13 protein-coding genes are annotated in these 17,972 nt (G+C 44.1%); 1 reads left to right on the top strand and 12 read right to left on the bottom strand.

Annotation, left to right across the window (positions count from 1 at the left end):
• Window positions 1-146 precede the first annotated feature (146 nt).
• The gene (locus OH459_RS24550) at window positions 147-878 is read left to right on the top strand and encodes a peptidase (RefSeq protein ID WP_269989196.1); all 732 of its coding nucleotides are present in this window, start codon (window positions 147-149) and stop codon (window positions 876-878) included.
• Window positions 879-935: 57 nt separating this feature from the next.
• On the opposite strand, the gene OH459_RS24555 is transcribed toward OH459_RS24550, so the two are convergent.
• From OH459_RS24555 to OH459_RS24610, 12 genes are all read right to left on the bottom strand, one after another.
• Window positions 936-1,292 (bottom strand): hypothetical protein, encoded by a 357-nt coding sequence (locus OH459_RS24555; RefSeq protein ID WP_017188823.1) that lies wholly within the window; start codon window positions 1,290-1,292, stop codon window positions 936-938.
• Window positions 1,293-2,737: 1,445 nt separating this feature from the next.
• Window positions 2,738-4,627 (bottom strand): hypothetical protein, encoded by a 1,890-nt coding sequence (locus tag OH459_RS24560; RefSeq protein ID WP_079325403.1) that lies wholly within the window; start codon window positions 4,625-4,627, stop codon window positions 2,738-2,740.
• A gap of 15 nt (window positions 4,628-4,642) precedes the next feature.
• On the bottom strand, window positions 4,643-5,275 hold the full coding sequence (locus OH459_RS24565) for a protein kinase domain-containing protein (protein ID WP_017188820.1): 633 nt from the start codon (window positions 5,273-5,275) through the stop codon (window positions 4,643-4,645).
• A gap of 8 nt (window positions 5,276-5,283) precedes the next feature.
• Window positions 5,284-8,736 (bottom strand): type VI secretion system membrane subunit TssM, encoded by a 3,453-nt coding sequence (tssM, locus tag OH459_RS24570; RefSeq protein WP_269989200.1) that lies wholly within the window; start codon window positions 8,734-8,736, stop codon window positions 5,284-5,286.
• A 1-nt stretch (window position 8,737) separates the two neighbouring features.
• Entirely contained in the window at window positions 8,738-9,880 is a 1,143-nt protein-coding gene (gene icmH, locus OH459_RS24575) for a type IVB secretion system protein IcmH/DotU (protein ID WP_010446946.1), read from the bottom strand.
• Between the two features lie 7 nt (window positions 9,881-9,887).
• On the bottom strand, window positions 9,888-11,204 hold the full coding sequence (tssK, locus tag OH459_RS24580; RefSeq protein WP_029790791.1) for a type VI secretion system baseplate subunit TssK: 1,317 nt from the start codon (window positions 11,202-11,204) through the stop codon (window positions 9,888-9,890).
• A gap of 2 nt (window positions 11,205-11,206) precedes the next feature.
• Window positions 11,207-11,671 carry a type VI secretion system lipoprotein TssJ gene (gene tssJ, locus OH459_RS24585; RefSeq protein ID WP_017188817.1) on the bottom strand — a complete coding sequence of 155 codons (465 nt, stop codon included), beginning with the start codon at window positions 11,669-11,671 and terminating at the stop codon, window positions 11,207-11,209.
• Window positions 11,671-12,618, bottom strand: coding sequence for a type VI secretion system-associated FHA domain protein (locus OH459_RS24590; RefSeq protein ID WP_017188816.1), 948 nt, complete (start codon window positions 12,616-12,618; stop codon window positions 11,671-11,673). The genes tssJ and OH459_RS24590 overlap by 1 nt, the downstream gene beginning before the upstream one ends.
• Window positions 12,619-12,651: 33 nt before the next feature.
• Window positions 12,652-13,347, bottom strand: a complete 696-nt coding sequence (locus OH459_RS24595) for a substrate-binding periplasmic protein (protein WP_017819257.1) — start codon at window positions 13,345-13,347, stop codon at window positions 12,652-12,654.
• A gap of 2 nt (window positions 13,348-13,349) precedes the next feature.
• Window positions 13,350-14,483 (bottom strand): ABC transporter substrate binding protein, encoded by a 1,134-nt coding sequence (locus OH459_RS24600; RefSeq protein ID WP_017188814.1) that lies wholly within the window; start codon window positions 14,481-14,483, stop codon window positions 13,350-13,352.
• A complete protein-coding gene (locus tag OH459_RS24605) occupies window positions 14,480-16,675 on the bottom strand; it encodes an MFS transporter (RefSeq protein WP_047515429.1) in 2,196 nt (731 codons plus the stop codon). The genes OH459_RS24600 and OH459_RS24605 overlap by 4 nt, the downstream gene beginning before the upstream one ends.
• Before the next feature lie 9 nt (window positions 16,676-16,684).
• Window positions 16,685-17,839, bottom strand: coding sequence for a D-alanine--D-alanine ligase family protein (locus OH459_RS24610; protein ID WP_017188812.1), 1,155 nt, complete (start codon window positions 17,837-17,839; stop codon window positions 16,685-16,687).
• Between the last annotated feature and the right edge of the window lie 133 nt (window positions 17,840-17,972).

Here is a 17,972-nt window from a genome sequence, read left to right on the forward strand (position 1 = left end):
ACCTTCCGTTTTTTATTGCAATAGGGTGTTTACCGCCAGCTTACAAAAGAAATTTATCGACGACAAAATTAAAATTTATTCTACAATGGGAACTTAACTAACCTAAATAATGTCTACCTCAATAGTTCATTCAATAAGGTTATTTTATGAAAAAACAAATAATAAATGTTGCAATATTGTTATCTTTAAGTCCTGTTATCTTTGCTAATCAAGAAACGGAAACTCGCGTTTTCCTTGAAAACGATAAAATTTACTACACTGGAACACTAACACCAGAGGGGAATGAGTCTGTTTTTAAGGTATATAACGACTCAAAAGTTAAACCAAAGACACTTTCAATTACCAGTGATGGTGGAGATGTCGAATTAGGGATCGCTTTAGGTGAATGGGTCTTTGACAAAAAATTAGACGTGGAAGTCGAAGATTATTGCTTATCTTCTTGTGCAAACTACATATTCACTTCCGGAAGATATAAATACATATCAAATAAAGCCATCATCGGTTTTCATGGAGGGGCAAGCAGTCAAGAGTTTGATACATCTGAAATTGATGAGATGTTTGAAACCTTGCCCAAAAAGAAAAGAGAAGAAGAAGTTAAAAAGCTCTTACAACAAATGCAAGCGTATCTTGATGAAGTTAAAAAGGACGAGGATGCGCTTTTTAAAAAAACTAAAGTAAAACAAGAAATTACAACATTAGGGCAATCACAAACCTATAGAAAGTTTGACCCCGATCAATACACGGGTTGGACTTACTTACCTCAAGATTACTCAAAGTTAGGTGTAAGAAATGTTATTGTTAAAAACCCTCCTTGGAAGCTTGTTCAACAACAAAATTTTGGGAAACTTTTTATTGTAAATGTTGATACTGACAATTAATAAACGATAAATTTGTATAGGCTTCGATAGAAGCCTATACAATAATTTACCCTAAAATCAATTACAACTTTCAGGAATCTGTTCTGAATACTCCAAAAGCTCTGTCATATATATTAAGCCATCAGTGTCATCCTCAAACCCAACAGGTTCTCTATCTTCAATGAAGCCGTTGAATCTAATATAAATAGCCTGATATGGTTCGTTAACCTTATCGGCAAGCTCTAAAGAGGCATTATCTATAATACCTCTATTAACACTTTCGCCGTTTAACCAGAAGTATCGCATATCATTACATGATCTAAAAACAGATGTTTCATGCCCGTATGTAAAAAAACCTCTATATTCGTACTGTTCAATATTTGAACATCCAAGCAACGAAAGCAAAACAGCAAGTGAAGCACTTATAACTTTCATTTTTTACTCCATTAAATAACGTTTGTTACACCAAGATTATCATCAAAAAAGATATGATATGCTATTAAAATTGACAGATTAAGTTTATAATTTATCACCAATATCCTTCAAAAAGTATAATTCTGACAAAAAATCTTCGTATTCTCTGAATATCTAATTAGAGTTTACTTAGCCACACTCTCTCCCTAAAAATCACAAGACTATGCATTTAACAGGTGAAATACATTTCCTCCATATCACTTGGACGTAGCTTTTGAAATTATCATTTCGTAAGTAGAAATCAACATTGCCGAAACTGCACTAGGCATTGATCTAAAAATAATGCGTTCGCACTAAATAGCATCAAGCATATGATTACGCTAGGTTTATCAATTAGAAACCATCGCAAAAATATCTCAATATCTAATTCGAAAGGAAGCCTATATTAGTACTCACCTTTGTAGTAAAGCTCAAGAAAAATAGGACATGAAGTCCGATTTAATGCAGCGAAATATGTCCCCCTTATCATTAAGACTTGAGCACAGTTCTCTCATATCAATTACAATAACCCCGTAAGTAGGCGTAGTAAGCCCGTCAGTTCTATATTTACCGCATCTCGATAAAATTCAGCATCCGCTCATCTGCCTCTATCTCAATTCAAGTTTGTCAGTTCGGTCTCTATTGTTAGGTAAAACTCATATTTGTAAGTCTTCTGAGACCACTCAATCTTGCCATTGAGGTGCGGTGAAACTGATTTATCCAAGAGAAACTATCCCATACTCTTTGAGTATCTCTTGATACAGGCACTGCAAGGAACTCTTACCCCCTGTCTGTTTGAATTCTCTAAATTGGAACAGGCACTTCGTCGATTACACACTCATGAAAGTCTAGCGTGTTAGTTGCTGTACGGTGTGAATAGCTCGACAAAACACGTACTATTGCCGTGTATTGATAAACTCTAAGAGCGACTTTGCAAGTATCCATCTGAACTCTATTGCCAAGAGTTGACCTTTCATAGCACTGAAATCATTGCTTCCTACGGTAAGTGGCAATGAGAGTGACGGTATTGGTGGCTAGCAAGCACGTCATGGATGATTTCGGTGCTGAAATGAAAGTTATGAAGGCGTGCCAATTCAGATTAGAGGCTTCTTGCTCTAAGGTTTCTATTCAAAATCAACTCTTTAATATTAAGAGAAGAATGAGTTTTTCGGTTAATGTTTTTTAAGCCCGATAAACTATCGTTTAAATATAGGGTCACCCACTTGCGAAATGTTGATATTCAAATACCACAACAGCGGTAAAACAAGCTCGCATCACGACACTTTTGGTAGAGTTTTACCCAACGTAATCTTTGTTGAACCTATCTGTCCATAGACATCCAGTGTGATGAAAGGATGTCTATGAATCACACGCTTTAATTTATAACAATAACTCAAAGGGGCGGGATATCCCGCCACTCTGAGTTATTAAGGCTTGACAGCTAGTAACCCCATTGTTGGATTCATAACATTCATTCCCACTAAAGCCAGCCCTCCGGAAAGTGATTTAGAACCTTTTTTCGAAGCCGCTTTCTTTGCCTGCTTAAGAAGCATGTTTTGCGATTGATTAAAGCGCGCCTGATTATCAATATCCACAGCCGCTTGGGCAATATCCTCAGGGCTCATGTTGATAGCATCATTGACGCCAAGCATTTCTAGGTATTTATCCATTACATTTCTATCAGGGCTCGCAATACGATCATGGATCGTGGTGACTTCATCCTTCATAGATACATTTGTAAAGGTTGGAATCCGCCAGATCTCTTCTGCTAAGACTCGGTAGTCCGCTTCAATCAAGTTCAACGACGACAGAATACTTTCTTCACAGCGGCTCAATGCAACCTGGTTGACGTTTCTGTTATATTTAATTCCCTGTTTACGCTTAGTCTGCTTCGAACGTAGGTGCTGACCGAACGAATCCCACAGGAGCACTTTGAGTAGCATCGGGTTAACCATACTTCCAAATTCTATGTTGGTTCCTACCCCCATCGTCGCACCTGCTCCAGCCTTAAATGTGAAGTCTCCAGACCCCTTAACAATGGCTTCCAAAGCTGCGGAGGCACCTAAACCGGCTGATGCGGTGCCAGTGACGCTGCCTGATAGCATACTCATTCCGCGAGATTTCAAAGTGAAAGAGCTTGTACCACTCGCTTTAGCACCAACAAAAGCACTTGCACCAAACTTGGTTTTTATGACTTCGTTTCCAGAAAACATATTGGCGCTATTTATTGCACCAGTGAATTGAACTTTTGCGGTTGCTCCAACAAATAATTCTCCCTCATTCTTTAGAGCCATAAAGTCAGCCACAGAGAGTTCATGAGAGACCGTCAGTTTCATGCCCATCTGAGCAGCAAGTACTGCATCAACCTCTAAATCAATACCAGGTATAATTTGAGTAGTAATTACAGAATCATCGATGCTATAAGTAGGATTCCCTGTTAATTTATTAACTGAAAAGTCCGATTTAGTACTTTTATCTTTATTCGCACCAAAAAGATCTCGGCTGTGCCCGATTCCATCTAAAGCGCCTTTGTTAACCTTAGCACTAGCACTAAATTTGCTGGTCTCTCGGACACCAATTTCAGCCGATGCTTTAATTTGGTTTTTCATTTTTCCGAAGTCCCAAGTTTTTTCAAACTCGACTTTTGCTTCAGCAAATAGTGCTTGTGAGGCTTCGAATGTCAGTGAACCGCCTTCAAGATCTGCTTTGCCCTCAACAGAGCGGGTATTTCCTTTTTGAAACAGTTCATTTATAGCAGGCCAAAGTTCAGCGTTGCACTTCGCATGATTAAAGTAGGCATCTCGTAAAGCATTAACTTGTGCATCAAGAATTTCCACCTTGGCTTGACCAAGCTCACCTGATGCTAAGATACTGCTATGAGAACGCTTCAAAACTTCATGCTTGTTATGCAACATTTGGAAGAAAGTACGATTAATCAGTTTCGAACGTACAGATTCCGTTGGTGAACGGTGTGGTTGAATCACCTTAACAACACTACCAAACTTTTTCGTCACTCGTTCTACAAAAAACTGCCATACAGGATGCTTAGTAACTGCGCTAGCTTCGTAGGCGCTACTGTTGTTTCCCGACTGACGATACAATTCCGCCTCAACCTCAGAATATATAACATCTATCGCTTTTTCTAAATAAGGTAGGGCTCTGTTAGAATGCCTTCTCCCACATGCTAGAGACAGTTTTTTCAACCATTGCTCAATTTCTATAGCGCATCCTAAGTTAGGGATTAATTTTCCATCCGTCCCTTTGATTGACGACACGTCGAAGTCAAGATTGGCTGCAGCAAGCTGTTTTTTATTCATTAGCTTTCCTTCTATCTAAATCTCAAGGCTCAGGGCTTTTCGCCACTGAATAAGCGTTGACTTTATTGAGTAGTCATGCCCATATGGCATGACCTGATCGATGATTTGAATCAGTGAAAACCAGTCGTCCCCCGTTTCTACCAGACCTTCCCCACCCTTTTGATTTGGCGAAGCAAACATTAGAGTTGCTTGCCAATCAGAGAGTGCTTCCCTAGAAGTTCCAGTCCGACAACTAGCACCGAAATCGATCAATCGAATATGTTGCAATTGAGGTACATAAAGCAGGTTCGATGGTTTGATATCGCAATGTACCCACCCCTTGCTATGGCAGTGTTTGATCGCTTGAACCGCACTAGGCAAAAGCGAAGCAAATAACGCCAAATCCTTAGGCTCAAACTCAATCAGCGGTATCGCACTTTGATCAAACTCCAGCTTTAGCTGCAATTTGCTCCAGTCGACATCCACTACTTTTTGTATTTGAACGCCCTGACACTCTTGCAAAGCAACCCATTCTCTTTGCAGGCTCTCTGCCGAATCAAATTGCTTAGTGTAGTGGGTCAAGTCGTTACTGATTTCATGTGCACGGGAGTGAGTCGCCAAAACTTGGCAACGCACTCGTTCCTGCGGTTCAATCACTGCTTTCAACATCGACAACCTTAAAGCTGCTTAGGCAACGAGAATTGAACAAATAAAGATTTATCCAATGGTTGTTTTGAATCACGCAACGTGTAATCCAATACGATGTTGTTTTGGTTAATTTTGTAGTTGAGCTTACGAATCAAGCGGCTCGATGTAGCACTGCTCTTATTCGCAAAAATAGCGCGCAACAACGCCCACTGACCGGTAAATGATTGTTGTGCGACTCGATTCTGACCGTTGTAGAATTCTGCACTCAAATAACCATCCACTCCTGCGGTTGGCCAAGTTATCTCGCGCCACACTCTTGGACCATGTTTGTAGTCGTAAATCGTTTCAGCCTCTCGTAGGCGGAATTCCGTCACGTCGGTACTCATTGAGCTCGCTTTCACTTCAAGCCTTAACCCAAGATCATCCCCTGAAGAACCGAAGAAAATGCCACTCAGTTTTTGAACTAATTCAAGTTGCTCACGAGTGTTTGAGTTTATTGGTAGCGTTAAGCCGTCAACTTCGTTTAGCTTGAGCCTGCCGTTATCCCAGTAAACAAACGGCTTCAAGGTTTCTTCTATGTAGCGAGCCACACGGCCACTTGGTTTAAAGAATTGAGAAAAGTCATCTAAGCTCACTTCTCCACGACCATGTTGATCAAATGGGAATCGTCCTTCAATGGCAGACACATAAAACTGGTAAACTTGCTCATCCCACTGTGTATTTAGATACACCACGCTGCCATTCACTACTTGTTTCCAAACTTGTTCACTGAGACTCTTCGTCCAAGACGCGACGATGTTCGGAGCCTTACTGCCAGCTTGACGGAAGTTCACGATAGGATCGCTACTACCTTGCGCATGAGCGATGGCATAAGCATGGAATGATTTACCTGGGTTTGAACTAGACAATGCGGCATCGAAAAACGAGTTAACCTCATCAACTTGAACGATCAACTGCTCCAGTGGTGTATCCTTATCTTTACCGTTCCCATTCACAAACCTAGAAAAAGGCAAAAATGCTTCATTTACGACGAATGAAGGTTGCAGCCTCAACAGGTTATCGCCAACTGCTCGATTTACTTTGTCGGCTTTATTCAACACCTTTTTCGCTTTCTTCAATCCTAGTTGACCGGCTGCACGCTTCTGTCCTTTCGTATCCGGTTGATCGGCGACAGCCAATGTTGTGTTCACCACAACTGCATCCAATACGTCAAGTAGTGGACTCGTAGCCGGAGAACGTGTGTTCCTTAGTGCATAGCTGAGTCCTGAAGCATCGCCAAACTGCTTGATTTGAATGTTGTTGACTAGGTCTTTCCAGTAGTAGATGTAATCGGCAAAATACAGACGTTGAACCTGTTTACTCAGTTCTCTAAGCTCAATGACTGATGCGCCAGACATATCACCTTGAATCGCTTTAAACTCGCTCATCAAGCTTCTAAGCAGAGGCGATTTTGCCGTCAAATCAATTTGGCTATAGCCCTGCTTAGTAAAGATTTCTGGGATCAGATAGCCATGGAAATCATTAGTAAACTCAAACAAGCTATCGAACTTCTCACCGAGCTGGCTTCGGAGATCCACTTGAGTACGGTACTCTGGCATCTCTTTAATACGCGCATAAATCAGTCGCTCTGGCGACAAGCCTTCAAGGTTGTTCGTTGCAACAGCTATCAGGTCTAGGTTCGGTTGTAGCTGCTTGTCGTACTGACTTTTAAACAAGTCTTCGATTAAAAGAGAAAAAGAGTAAAGCTCGTCCGGAGAAAGCTCACCTTGGTCTTTCAAGCTATCAAGCAAGTAAGTTTGTAGTTCCGCAAAGTTCAGTTGCTCTCGGTCAAACAACATCTGGTAGTAACGCAAAATCTCAAAGATTCGGCTTGGATTACCAAGGTTCACATAAACATACAGCTCGCTGCTGATCAGCCCTTCGAGCTTTGGCAGCATTATCTGGTGCAACTGTTTTTCATAAGCAGAGTAAACACTCTCGGCCGTATCTGTTTGCTTAATACTGACTTTCTCATGCCACGGTTTAGGTTGAACGCCCTCAGCAACCACGTCGCCGAGTTCTCTTAATACCGCCACAACCTCCGACATAGAATTGTCATTGCTCAGCTTGTGAACATCGTTTTGATAAAAACGAATTTGAGATAGAGCCGTTGTGCGCCAATCTTCATCAACATTCCAGTTTTCCTGTAACTTCAGACCTGCAATAGAAATCAGCCCAGCTACGGATACTAGAACAGCGGTTCGAAATACAAGATAACCCGCATGACGCCATTCATTGACACCGACGATATTCTTCTCCGGCAAGATGACCTTATTGAACAAACGTTGAGTGAAGAAACCACGACGATTTGGCTGCTGTTCAACCTGATTATTAGTGTTGAACTCAGCACGTTCGGCCACTACCTGCGTTAGTAGATCATGCTCAATGCCTTTTTGTCCGGATGACATTAAATAAGCGCCGCGGATCCATACAGCTTCTCGGACACGGTTCTCGCGACCAATCTCGCTCAAAAACTCGTTGACGCGCTCTAGGAAAATTCTTAGCTGATATGGCCAAGCGATTATAGAGCTCGACTTGTCACTGCTGACATTTCTCAGTAACTCAAACTGCTGCCCCGCAATGGATTGAATCAACGCGTGACTTTCTGCCTCAAACTGCTGTTTGTCATAACGGCGCGAAACATCGCACTCAAAGGTAATACCAAAAGGATTTTCTGAGTCACATGCAGTGAAGCTCTCAAAGAAACCAGTGAAGTCTGCAATCGAGTCAGCTTTAGAGAAAGCGGCGTAAACAGGCAAGTTTAAGCTAAGCTCTGCGCCCATCGACAACACAGCCTCCTGATAGATGCCTGAGAGCCTAGTACGTTCTTTTTTGTCTCCTGTCATTAGGCGATCACACCCAATAACCGTCACAATGCCGTTCAGCCCTTGCCTCGGACGGTATTTAAGTAATTGCTTCGCCAGTACTTGCCAAAGTGACTCGTCAATACCGTCGTTATCAAATATACGATGACCGACTTCCACAACGACTGCGTTATCGTTGCTCCAAAAGCGTAGGTACTGTTCCGTATCACTTTCATCCAAGTAGCGCTCGTTAACTGGCTCAAAACCATTCTGTAGCAATATGGCACTTTTCGCGTCTTTTTCACCACCTAGAACTAGGTACCAAGGCAGACTGTAAAGACTTTCTAGCTTGTTACGAGCCTGTCCTTGTATCTTTTTCGTTGCGATACGAAACAGCTGCTGGATCACGCGTGTGTCTTGTTTAAGCAGTACGTATTGGTCATGCTCTTCTTTCTCTGTTTGATTAAGCTTGCGCTGTTTCCACCACCAAACACATGTAAAGAAGACAATAACGACGGTGACAGCGAGCATTCCCCACTTTATCCAGACTGGTTGCTCTTCTGATGCCGTTATCCAAAATGCGACCGTCCCTAAAATGGCAGTAATCACCAAGAAAATAGAAAATATCTTTTTAAACATCTTATTTCAGCGCTCTTTTAATCGTGGCGTTCAAACCAAAGCGAACATTGAGTTCATTTTTCAACTTACGAATGGTGTTTAAGTCGTCACCTGCGTGAAGATAAAGCTCAACACCATGTTCCGTCTCACGAGTAAAAGACTCATAGCCTGCTTGTTTGAGTTCTGTCGATAAACGAAGTGCGTCGCTCGCCCGAGAAAATACCGCGAGAATGATCTCCCATTGCTGAGTGACCACTTTTCCTTTCATTCCCGTTTCTTCCTCTAGGCTTTCACTCTGTCGCCCCAAATCCGCATCGGAACTTAAGTACACTAAGTCACTGCTGTTTTTCTTCAGGTTGACGTCTGACATATCGATCGCGCTAAACTGTGCCAACAACGGCTGCACGCGGCTGTTGTACCAATATTCAGTAAAGCCATACCCAGATGCCAGAACCAAACAAGCCAAGCCTAACGTTTTGCCCATACTGATCATTAGCCACGGGCGTTTACCTTCGATTAACGTTGGTGTTTGCGGTACCGGAAAAGGACTTTCACTGCGATAGTGGCGAATGAGGCCGTACGCACGAGCGGTAATATCATGCAATTGGCTCTCGTCTTCATGGCGAAAGCGCCCTTTGAAACCCAAAGCCAAAAGCACGTACTGAAGCTCAATAAAATCAACAAGTTTATTCGGCTGCTGGCTGGCCTTATCTAGCAACACAAAAAAGGCCTCTCCGCCATCACGCTGCGAAAACACCTTGCTCAACAACGAATGATTTTCCCAACGGGCACGCTCTCCCCAAGCGGTGTACAGCACAGCTTCATCAAATGCCGCGCACAACACAAAGCAGCTTTTTTCAATCACGCTTGGGTGGTAATCCAAGTGCAGACCACGCAAACGAAACGCATCAATGGCGTACAAAAGTTTTTGACGAAAACGGTTGATGTCTCTCGGCGCACCTTGACGCTTAATCGTCACTAAAATACCCAACAGCTCCGTTGCCGCATTCATTAAAGGGCTACCATAAATGGCAAGATTCTCAATCAATCGCTCTGTACCCGAAGTATCCGCTTTGGGTGGCAACTGATGCTGCTTTTGAGGTGATTCGGTCGATGTCACTCGTCGAATTTGAACCGTCGGTTCTTCGTTAAATAATCCGCCCATCCGTAACCTACCTGATCACATGAAAATCGACGTGGATATCATCAATTCTTTCATCAATATGAAGAGCGATCGCCTCATCACGTTTGATCAACGCTTGCCACAATTCAGACTTAGTATCGATTTCGAAGTAAGCGGCGTCATTCAAAGACTTCAGCTCAGAAGGTGCATAAGGAAGATGGCGCAAAAGAACACCTGAAAGTGCATTACGCACTAAACCGGCAATATCACTGTTCCCTGCTAGCTTCGCAGCACGAGGAAACTCTTCACTAAGTCGAGTAGCACCGATAGACGAGGAAACGGCCAACACAAAGCGCCCTTGATTGTATAGGCTGCGATCATCGACCAGTGTGCGTAGTAAGCGGCGGCTCACGAACAGCTGCTTGTCCCAGTTCAATGTTGATACATTATCTATCTGAACCTCACGCAGCAACACCAATAACTCAGAAAACACGGTCGAGAAAATGCTGTATAACGCATCTTGGTTCCATGCAGGGAAAGACTTTGGCATCTTCCCTTCTAAACCCTGCATCTGCCCCGCCATCGAAACGCACTCTAAATAGAGGTGACGTGTCAGCAACGAGCCATCTAGGCTCCATTGTTCAAGCTTTGGCATCCAAGCACCCAGTACTTGCAGCCACAAGTAGTCACGCATCAAAGACTGATAGCTTTTACTGCTGGACTCCGCTTGTAAACGAGTATGTATCGCTCGGGAACGGTATTGTACTTGTGCAAATAGATCAGCAACGTTATCGGTTAGGTAGCTAGATACGGCAAACTGCAAGCATTGGGGAACGAATGCTTGGTTCAACACAACAACACCTTCAGATTTGTGCTCACTGATTTCAGCAACGGATATCAATACAAAATCTTTTAGCTCATCACCTTCTAAACGCAACTGAATGTTCAATGTTGCTAGCTCTAACTGAACCGGGTCACTGTGCTCTCGGCTGGTATCGTAAACAGGGTGCTCTTGTGAAGAGTGTCTAAGACGCGCATCTTCTCCAACATCAATAGTGCCCGGTCTTGAAACCGGAAGGGCCAGATACACTTTCTTATGACTGGTATTTTTCGGCACATCGAGCACGAGTGCTTGCTCAATTTCAAATGGCGTTCCATCAGGGAAAATACCTTTAGCACGACGCACCGAAACCTTACCAATGTTCAACATCGAGCGGTCAAGCTCTAGCGAGGTCAATCCATAAGCATTAGGGCTAATTTGTCCGGCGAACTCGCGAGTAAAATGTTCAACATAGCGCTCTTGCTGTTGAAAGTGCTGAGGGGAAAGGAACATCCCCTCACTCCACACGACTTTATTATTATCCATTATTATTCTTCCCCTGACACAGACAGATTAATGCCATCAATTTCAATACTGATAACCGCTGAATTCACAATTAGCGGCTTATAAATCACCTTGTTCTTCGCCTCTCTGTAATCAGCAAAACCCGCAATCACACCGATGTACTTAACGCCACTACCAAGTGGGATAATTTCCTGACGAGTTTCACCTGGCAAAATGCTTGGTAACTGGCGAGAAACGGCCAACTCGGCCTTCAATACGCCTTGGTCATCATTATAAATTTGAATAAAATCAGAGAGTTCAAACGCATTATTATTCGTCAATTGATAGATTCGGAGCTCTACCGGAGAAGGCTTACCTTCAACATTAGGGTTAATATTGGTCGCAGCTTTAATATCAACGACCAGTTTTGGCTCAACCAGCTCATCGCTCCATAAACTGCACCCTGACATCATAAGGGCGATACACATTAGGCATAAACGACGTACCATTACTGATCCCCTTCGAAGTTTTTTTGCATACGCATTGCATCTCTGAAGTACGCTTGAAACTTAATTTGCCAATCGCGATTCTCTACTTGTCGGTTGAAATAGCGTTTGTACATATCCCAGTACTTCGGCTTACGAGACCAAAAGCCGTTGCCCGACAAATCATCAAACATCGACTCCATCGCATTCGGAGAAATGTCAGACAACAACCTTGCCAATGCCATTTCTAATGCTTTGTCCGTGCATTCCTGTAAGCGCTGCTCATGCTTCTTAAACTCAGTAACCGCAAACTGAGATTGGTTAACTGGTGACTCTTCTTGAGCGAAAGAGGGAGGCGCCATCACTTCATGGTTTGGAAATGACGCACGAAAATCACTGTCTTTCAGCGGGTCATCCTCATCCGTCTGAAAATCAAGATTAAAGTGAGGCGCTTGCTCTTGCTTAACTGAGGCATCATTCGCAAATGGGTCATCCCCCACCACATCTGTTGCCGAGATGGTGAACTCTGGCGCTTCATCGACTTCAGGAATACTTTGAATAAAAGGTGTTGATTCAGTACTAAACGGATCATCACCTAGTCGAGAGCTATCAGAGTGATGCTGCTGGGTTTGCGCTTTCGCTGATTCAGGGAAGAAACAAGAAACCAGCAATCGGTAACGGCCAATATCAAGAACATCACCATCACTTAATGTCGATTGGTTACCATTGCCCAAAGGCGCATCAGAGCCATTGATGTAAAGGCCATTGGTGCTGTTGTCCATGATTTGGTATCCACGCGAGGTCTTACGAATCGTCGCATGGGTACTTGAAATCTCACGACTTGCGTCATTAAGTTGTAGCGTCGCGCCAAACGCACGCCCGATATCTCCACCATCTTCTGGAAATGCTTGATTCCATTGGGCGATGCTTTCACCATCTGGAGAGCTAATAATTCTAATCGATAGAGGCATTTGACTGACCTTCAATAAATTCAATATTTGGAGTTAACGACACTGAGAAACCGCCTCGTTAAATTCATTAAGAAAGTTGGGGTATTTCTTAGTAAATGCTTTGGAGAAATACACCCCCAATGGATTCGATTTAACCCGTGTCCGAGAAATCGCTCGATAACTGATACCCATTTTTTTTATCGTCTCGTCAATGACAGCGTCATTGCCCAATACCGCTCCGACTTCCCCGTTCAGCATCAACTCAATTAGGGCTTTTGGCGTCCTTGGCTTTTTACTCACGCTGTAACCGTTTTTCTGTAGCCAAAACCATTTATTTGAGCCAAATAGTGCTGCGACTTCGACCTGAGATTTGAACATTGCGTTGTCTAACTCTGTTGAATCAGATAGCGAAAACCAGCTCCAATTCTGTTGATCAAGTGGCGCAGAATAATCGGCATACTCATCACGCTTACTGTTACGAGACGCAAGGAAGAAACCATGTTGTGAGCCAACCTCTGTCATGAGCTGAGCTCTATCCCACTTAGTCATCGTGAGCTGATACGGCTGGTCCATCACTCTCATGACACACTTCACTCGTTCTATCCCCGGCCCTTTCATTTCCCCGTTTTCTTGGTACTGATAAGGAAACCATTCTTGGGTTGCGAGTAGTAATCGCTCTGGACGCTGATAGGCCAAAGCAGGTTGGCTCAGCACGGTCAACATAACGGCAATAAAAACGACACGTATCATGGTTAATGGCTCTCCATGCTCATGCCTGCAGAACGCACTAGCTTGCCATCTTGCGAATAGATATCGCTGGCCATTTCAATCAGTACAAACGGAAGCTGCGTATCAACGCGGCCTGCTTGTTTAAAGCTAATCGAGATGTCTGGTGGCGACAGCACGCCCACAGGCAGAGAGGCAGGTGCTGCGCCCTTTTTAAGTACTTCAATGCCGTAAAGTGCCGCTTGGTGAGCGTTGTTCTCAAACCCTACGCCAACAGACATCAGCGCACTTTGTTGCGTGCCATTAACCGCATCAGGCACTGCGGTTAACAGAGGAAGCTGCTCCGAATACAGGTTGATCTCATCAAGTCGGTTAAGAAGACTTGAGCTACCCGTTAGCCAAAGCAAGGATTGACGTAAATTGCCATCGTTGACCTTCATCGATTCAACGGTGGTTTGCATCACGTACTGGAGGGCAAGCTCAGGATTATTCTCGTCAACTTCGATAGGAAAGACTGTCACTCCTTGCTTCTCAGCCTCTTTTTGAAGTGGCAAAAACTGAGTGAGATAAGCACTGGTGTTCGACTTAGCGTACAACACACCAATTTGAGTCAGACTTGGTTTAAAGCGACGTAAAAAGCTCAGCGTAATATCAGCAGGCAAATTCAAGGAGGTGTAAGCAAAGTTGTTGCCGCTTGAGTGATAGTTATCCGTCAGGCCCAGTAACACCGGATCTTTTGCGTTCACCGATACAACCGGCAGCTTACCTCCAGCGTAAATCTTATGCAGTGAGACGGTCGCACGAGATCCAACCGTGTAGATCATGTTCGCCTTTATATCGGCAGCTTTCGTCCAAGCAACCAGTTCCTCTTGTCTTTTAGGTAAAAGGAAAGCGCGAAATGAAACGTTAGGCATTTCTCTGCGAAACACTTTTAAGATGGTCGACAACGCAACATCATACGAGTCCGCTTTTCGAGAAACTAAAACCCAAACCATCGGATGTTCACCACGTGGGGCGAACAATACATCGCTGTCATTAGCATTGATTTCCCACTGTACCGCCTTCTCAGCTTGTAAGTGTTCACCCAACCACTCAGGCCAATCCGCCAAACTCACCGATGAGGATGCAGCCAGTACCAAAAGTAAAATCAATCGAATCATGCTTTCGCCTCCTTTTGTGCACCACGGTCAAACAACCGCATCAACAAGCCAGCTAAGGTAAAGAATGCTGAAAGCGCAAAGAATGCGTAGTCCGTTCCAAGGTGAGTAAGCAAAGCACCGACAACGACCGAACCCAACACATGACCTAGCCTTTCCAAAAAGCGATAAGTAGAAGCTACTGAGTTGGCATTCACACCTTGAGTCGTGGTCACCACATGAGTCACAACTGGGGCATTAATAAAGCCGTGTGAAACGCCCATGACTAGCATTGCGAACGTTGCGACGAGGACAAGATAGGTTATGTCTTCAAATAAGAAGGCAGCAGAAAGAATGGCCAAAGCAACAGCGCCAACGATGCTTCCTAAGCAAAGCGCCCATTTTGCAGAGCCAATACGGTCAATCATTGGTGAGACCTTGCCACTAATGAAAAGCACAGAGAATGCATAAGCCATCAGCACCTGACCAATACTTTCGCGCTCGACACCGACATCAGAAAGAAGGATTGGTACAGCAAAGAATACGACACCCGTTAGCATCATTTTGGTTGGGATACCAACAAGCAACATGGTGCGCATGAATGACGGTACACGCATCAAAGCAGCGGAATCTTTTAGCATCATCATCAGGTTCTCTTTGAGTGAACCTTGAGCATTCCCCTGAGGAATCATCGACGGCAGCGACAACGCGAACAGATACATCAGGCCACCAACTAAAGCCGACAGCATGAAGATGCCTTGCACGCCTACGGTATCAGCCAACAAGGCACCGATTGCCGCACCAGAGATGAATCCAGCATTGAAACAAAATACGATGATGCCTGCGGCTTGTGTCTTGTTAGATTGATCACTGCAACGCAGAATATAACCTTGAACGGCAATAAAGATCGTCGCTTGCCCAACGCCAGAGGTGAATCGCGCAATAAGCACCATCGCTAACTGGGACTCGTACGCTAGCAACAGGCAGCCAGCCGCAGATAACAGAATACCCACGCCAAGTACTTTGCGAATATCAAACACTTCAACTAAACGCGAAACAGGCAATAGCGTTGCAGCAAAGCCGACAAAGTAGAGTGTAAAGAAGTAAGACGACCAACTTTCACCCGCGCCATTCTCTACCGCGATTTGCGTTAAGTACTGAGGTAAAACCGGCGCCATTAACGATTCCATCAGCACCGTAACCAACAGCAACGGCTTAACCTGTGCCAGTACAATATCGTTTTTTGGCTGTTGCTCTGAGTGGCTCAGCAAGCGAATAAAAGCAAAGCAAATGAACGCACAACCAGCAAATAGAATGGCAAAGTTTTTTAGTGTACGTACCAACTGCGCAAACAGTACTTTAGGGAAAAAAGCGACCGTCACCTCGTTCCCTTTCGCATCGCTGACAAGAAATGCGGCCATCTCATCGACTGACATACTGTTCTGCACTTTACTTTTGGCGATCAACTCAGATCCCTGAGCAACAGAAATGGAAGAGACTTCTGGGTTTGACTGACGAAAACTGTCTAGCATCTCATCGATGCCACTCACTTGACGATAGCTGATCCCTGCATTCAGTACTGGGGCCAAACGTTGAGTAACAATGTTCGCCATGGAATCCGCCTTGTGCTCCAAGCCGGATTTGTACAATGCACCGACCATCAACAGCACGCTCGCCGACATGGCTAAGAACACCCCACCAAATGCAGTGAAGTAAATCTTGGGGTTTTGGCTACGCAACACAAAGAAAATAAACGCAGCGGTCAGTAAAACCACCAGCAGCACCATCGGCTGGAAGTGCCTATCGATGCTCCTTTCGATTTCTTCATCACTCAGCCAAATCTCCAAAGCACCAACTTGAGCGAATTTATTGTTCAAAGGGATGGTGACTAAGCTGCCAACAAAGTTGTCATCGGTGTAGCGATATAGCTCTTGCTGCCCAGAAATCACTCGGATATCAACCACAGAAGAATCCGCTTTCGCGATTGGCGATAGCACTTTCTCAAGACCAGCAAAGTCCTGAAGCGGCACGCCGGAACTGAGAACTTGTTCTATACCGATTCGGGCGGCTTCTGTTTGGGCTAAAATCGCATCACGGCTCTGCTGTTGATAGCTTTTCAATGCTTGTGCATACCCAACAACAAAGATCAGTATTAGTGATAACAGAACCAGTAATGCTCCGAGCAACAAGCGGCTATATTGCTTAAAAGAGTTCAAAGTTCACTCCTAACACACACTTAGAGCGTCGAATTGCTCATTGAGGCAATGCGCTACCGACATTGGTCGTTTTTGCTTGAGGAAAGATAATCGGTTAAACACCAACGACTGAACTAGGTCTGTGTAATCCATACCTTCACGAGCCAGATCATGGCAAACCAAACTTACCTTCTCTCCCTCCGGACGCTTTAGATCCGGTTTTGGATTGGTTTCAAGCACATACAGGTTGCCTTCTTTGTCCATTCGTAAGTCCACTCTCACTAACGTTTGAAGGCCAAGCTGGCGATAAATCTTCTGACCGATCAGTGCTAACTGATTGCGTAGCCCCTCTTCATTAACAGCAACCAAACGGTCTTGAGTGATCGGCTTTACATCCATAGAAGTAAAAATCGGCTCGTCAGCGTCCAGTACACGTTCAGTAATTGAGAAAGCCATCGGCATTTCAGACTGCGTCAGCTTGCCTTCTTTAAACACGTACTCTCCCGCAACAGCAACAACAAACTCTCGGCCACCAAGGAAAGGTTCAATCATTACAGTGTTCCCCGTCGCTTGACGTACATGCTCTACAACACCCGCGAGATCACTACGATTAAAAACAGGATAAACATGGATTGAAGCTCGACCAGACACTGGCTTAACAATGAAACCATCTTTGAACTGCGCTTCAATTTGATCGATCGCATCTTGCTTTGCTGCATCTTCAAAATGTTCATCAATACCAATGGTGATAAATGGTGCAGTCGGCAGTCCAGCGGCTTTAATTTCATGCTTAAACAGGTGCTTGTTATCCAAGATCCCTGCCGTCATTGGCGAGTGCCCTACATAAGGCACGCCCAGCATTTCCAATGTAGAAGGCAAATGACACATGGAGTCAAAACCTTGCAAACCACCACTGTTCGTGATCACCAAGTCAATACCTTTATCTTTCAGGCACTGCGCTAAGTTGATGTCTTCAGCTAACACCTCAACGAACTGGAAATTAGATTCACGCAGTGCATTAGCAATATCGTGTGCAACAGGTGCATACGTTTTGGTTGAGCGAGGGCTCAAGTTTTCAAAGATAAAACTGCCGTCCTGCTCTTTATCCCCACCGTGAATCACTGCGATTTTTAAGTTCTTGCGAATCCATTCCAATTGTTGCGTAGAAAAGACTGAATGTATCATCTGTTAGTACTCATAATGTTGTGCTGCGAAAAGGGCGCGTTAAACACGGCCTGCAACAAAAAGCGTTAATAAAATTACGTTATTGTTTTAGTTGGGTTGATATGCAACCCATTGTTTTTTTGAGGTCTGCCGC

The organism is Vibrio sp. MM46 (genome assembly GCF_027587135.1).
GTDB lineage: Bacteria > Pseudomonadota > Gammaproteobacteria > Enterobacterales > Vibrionaceae > Vibrio > Vibrio harveyi.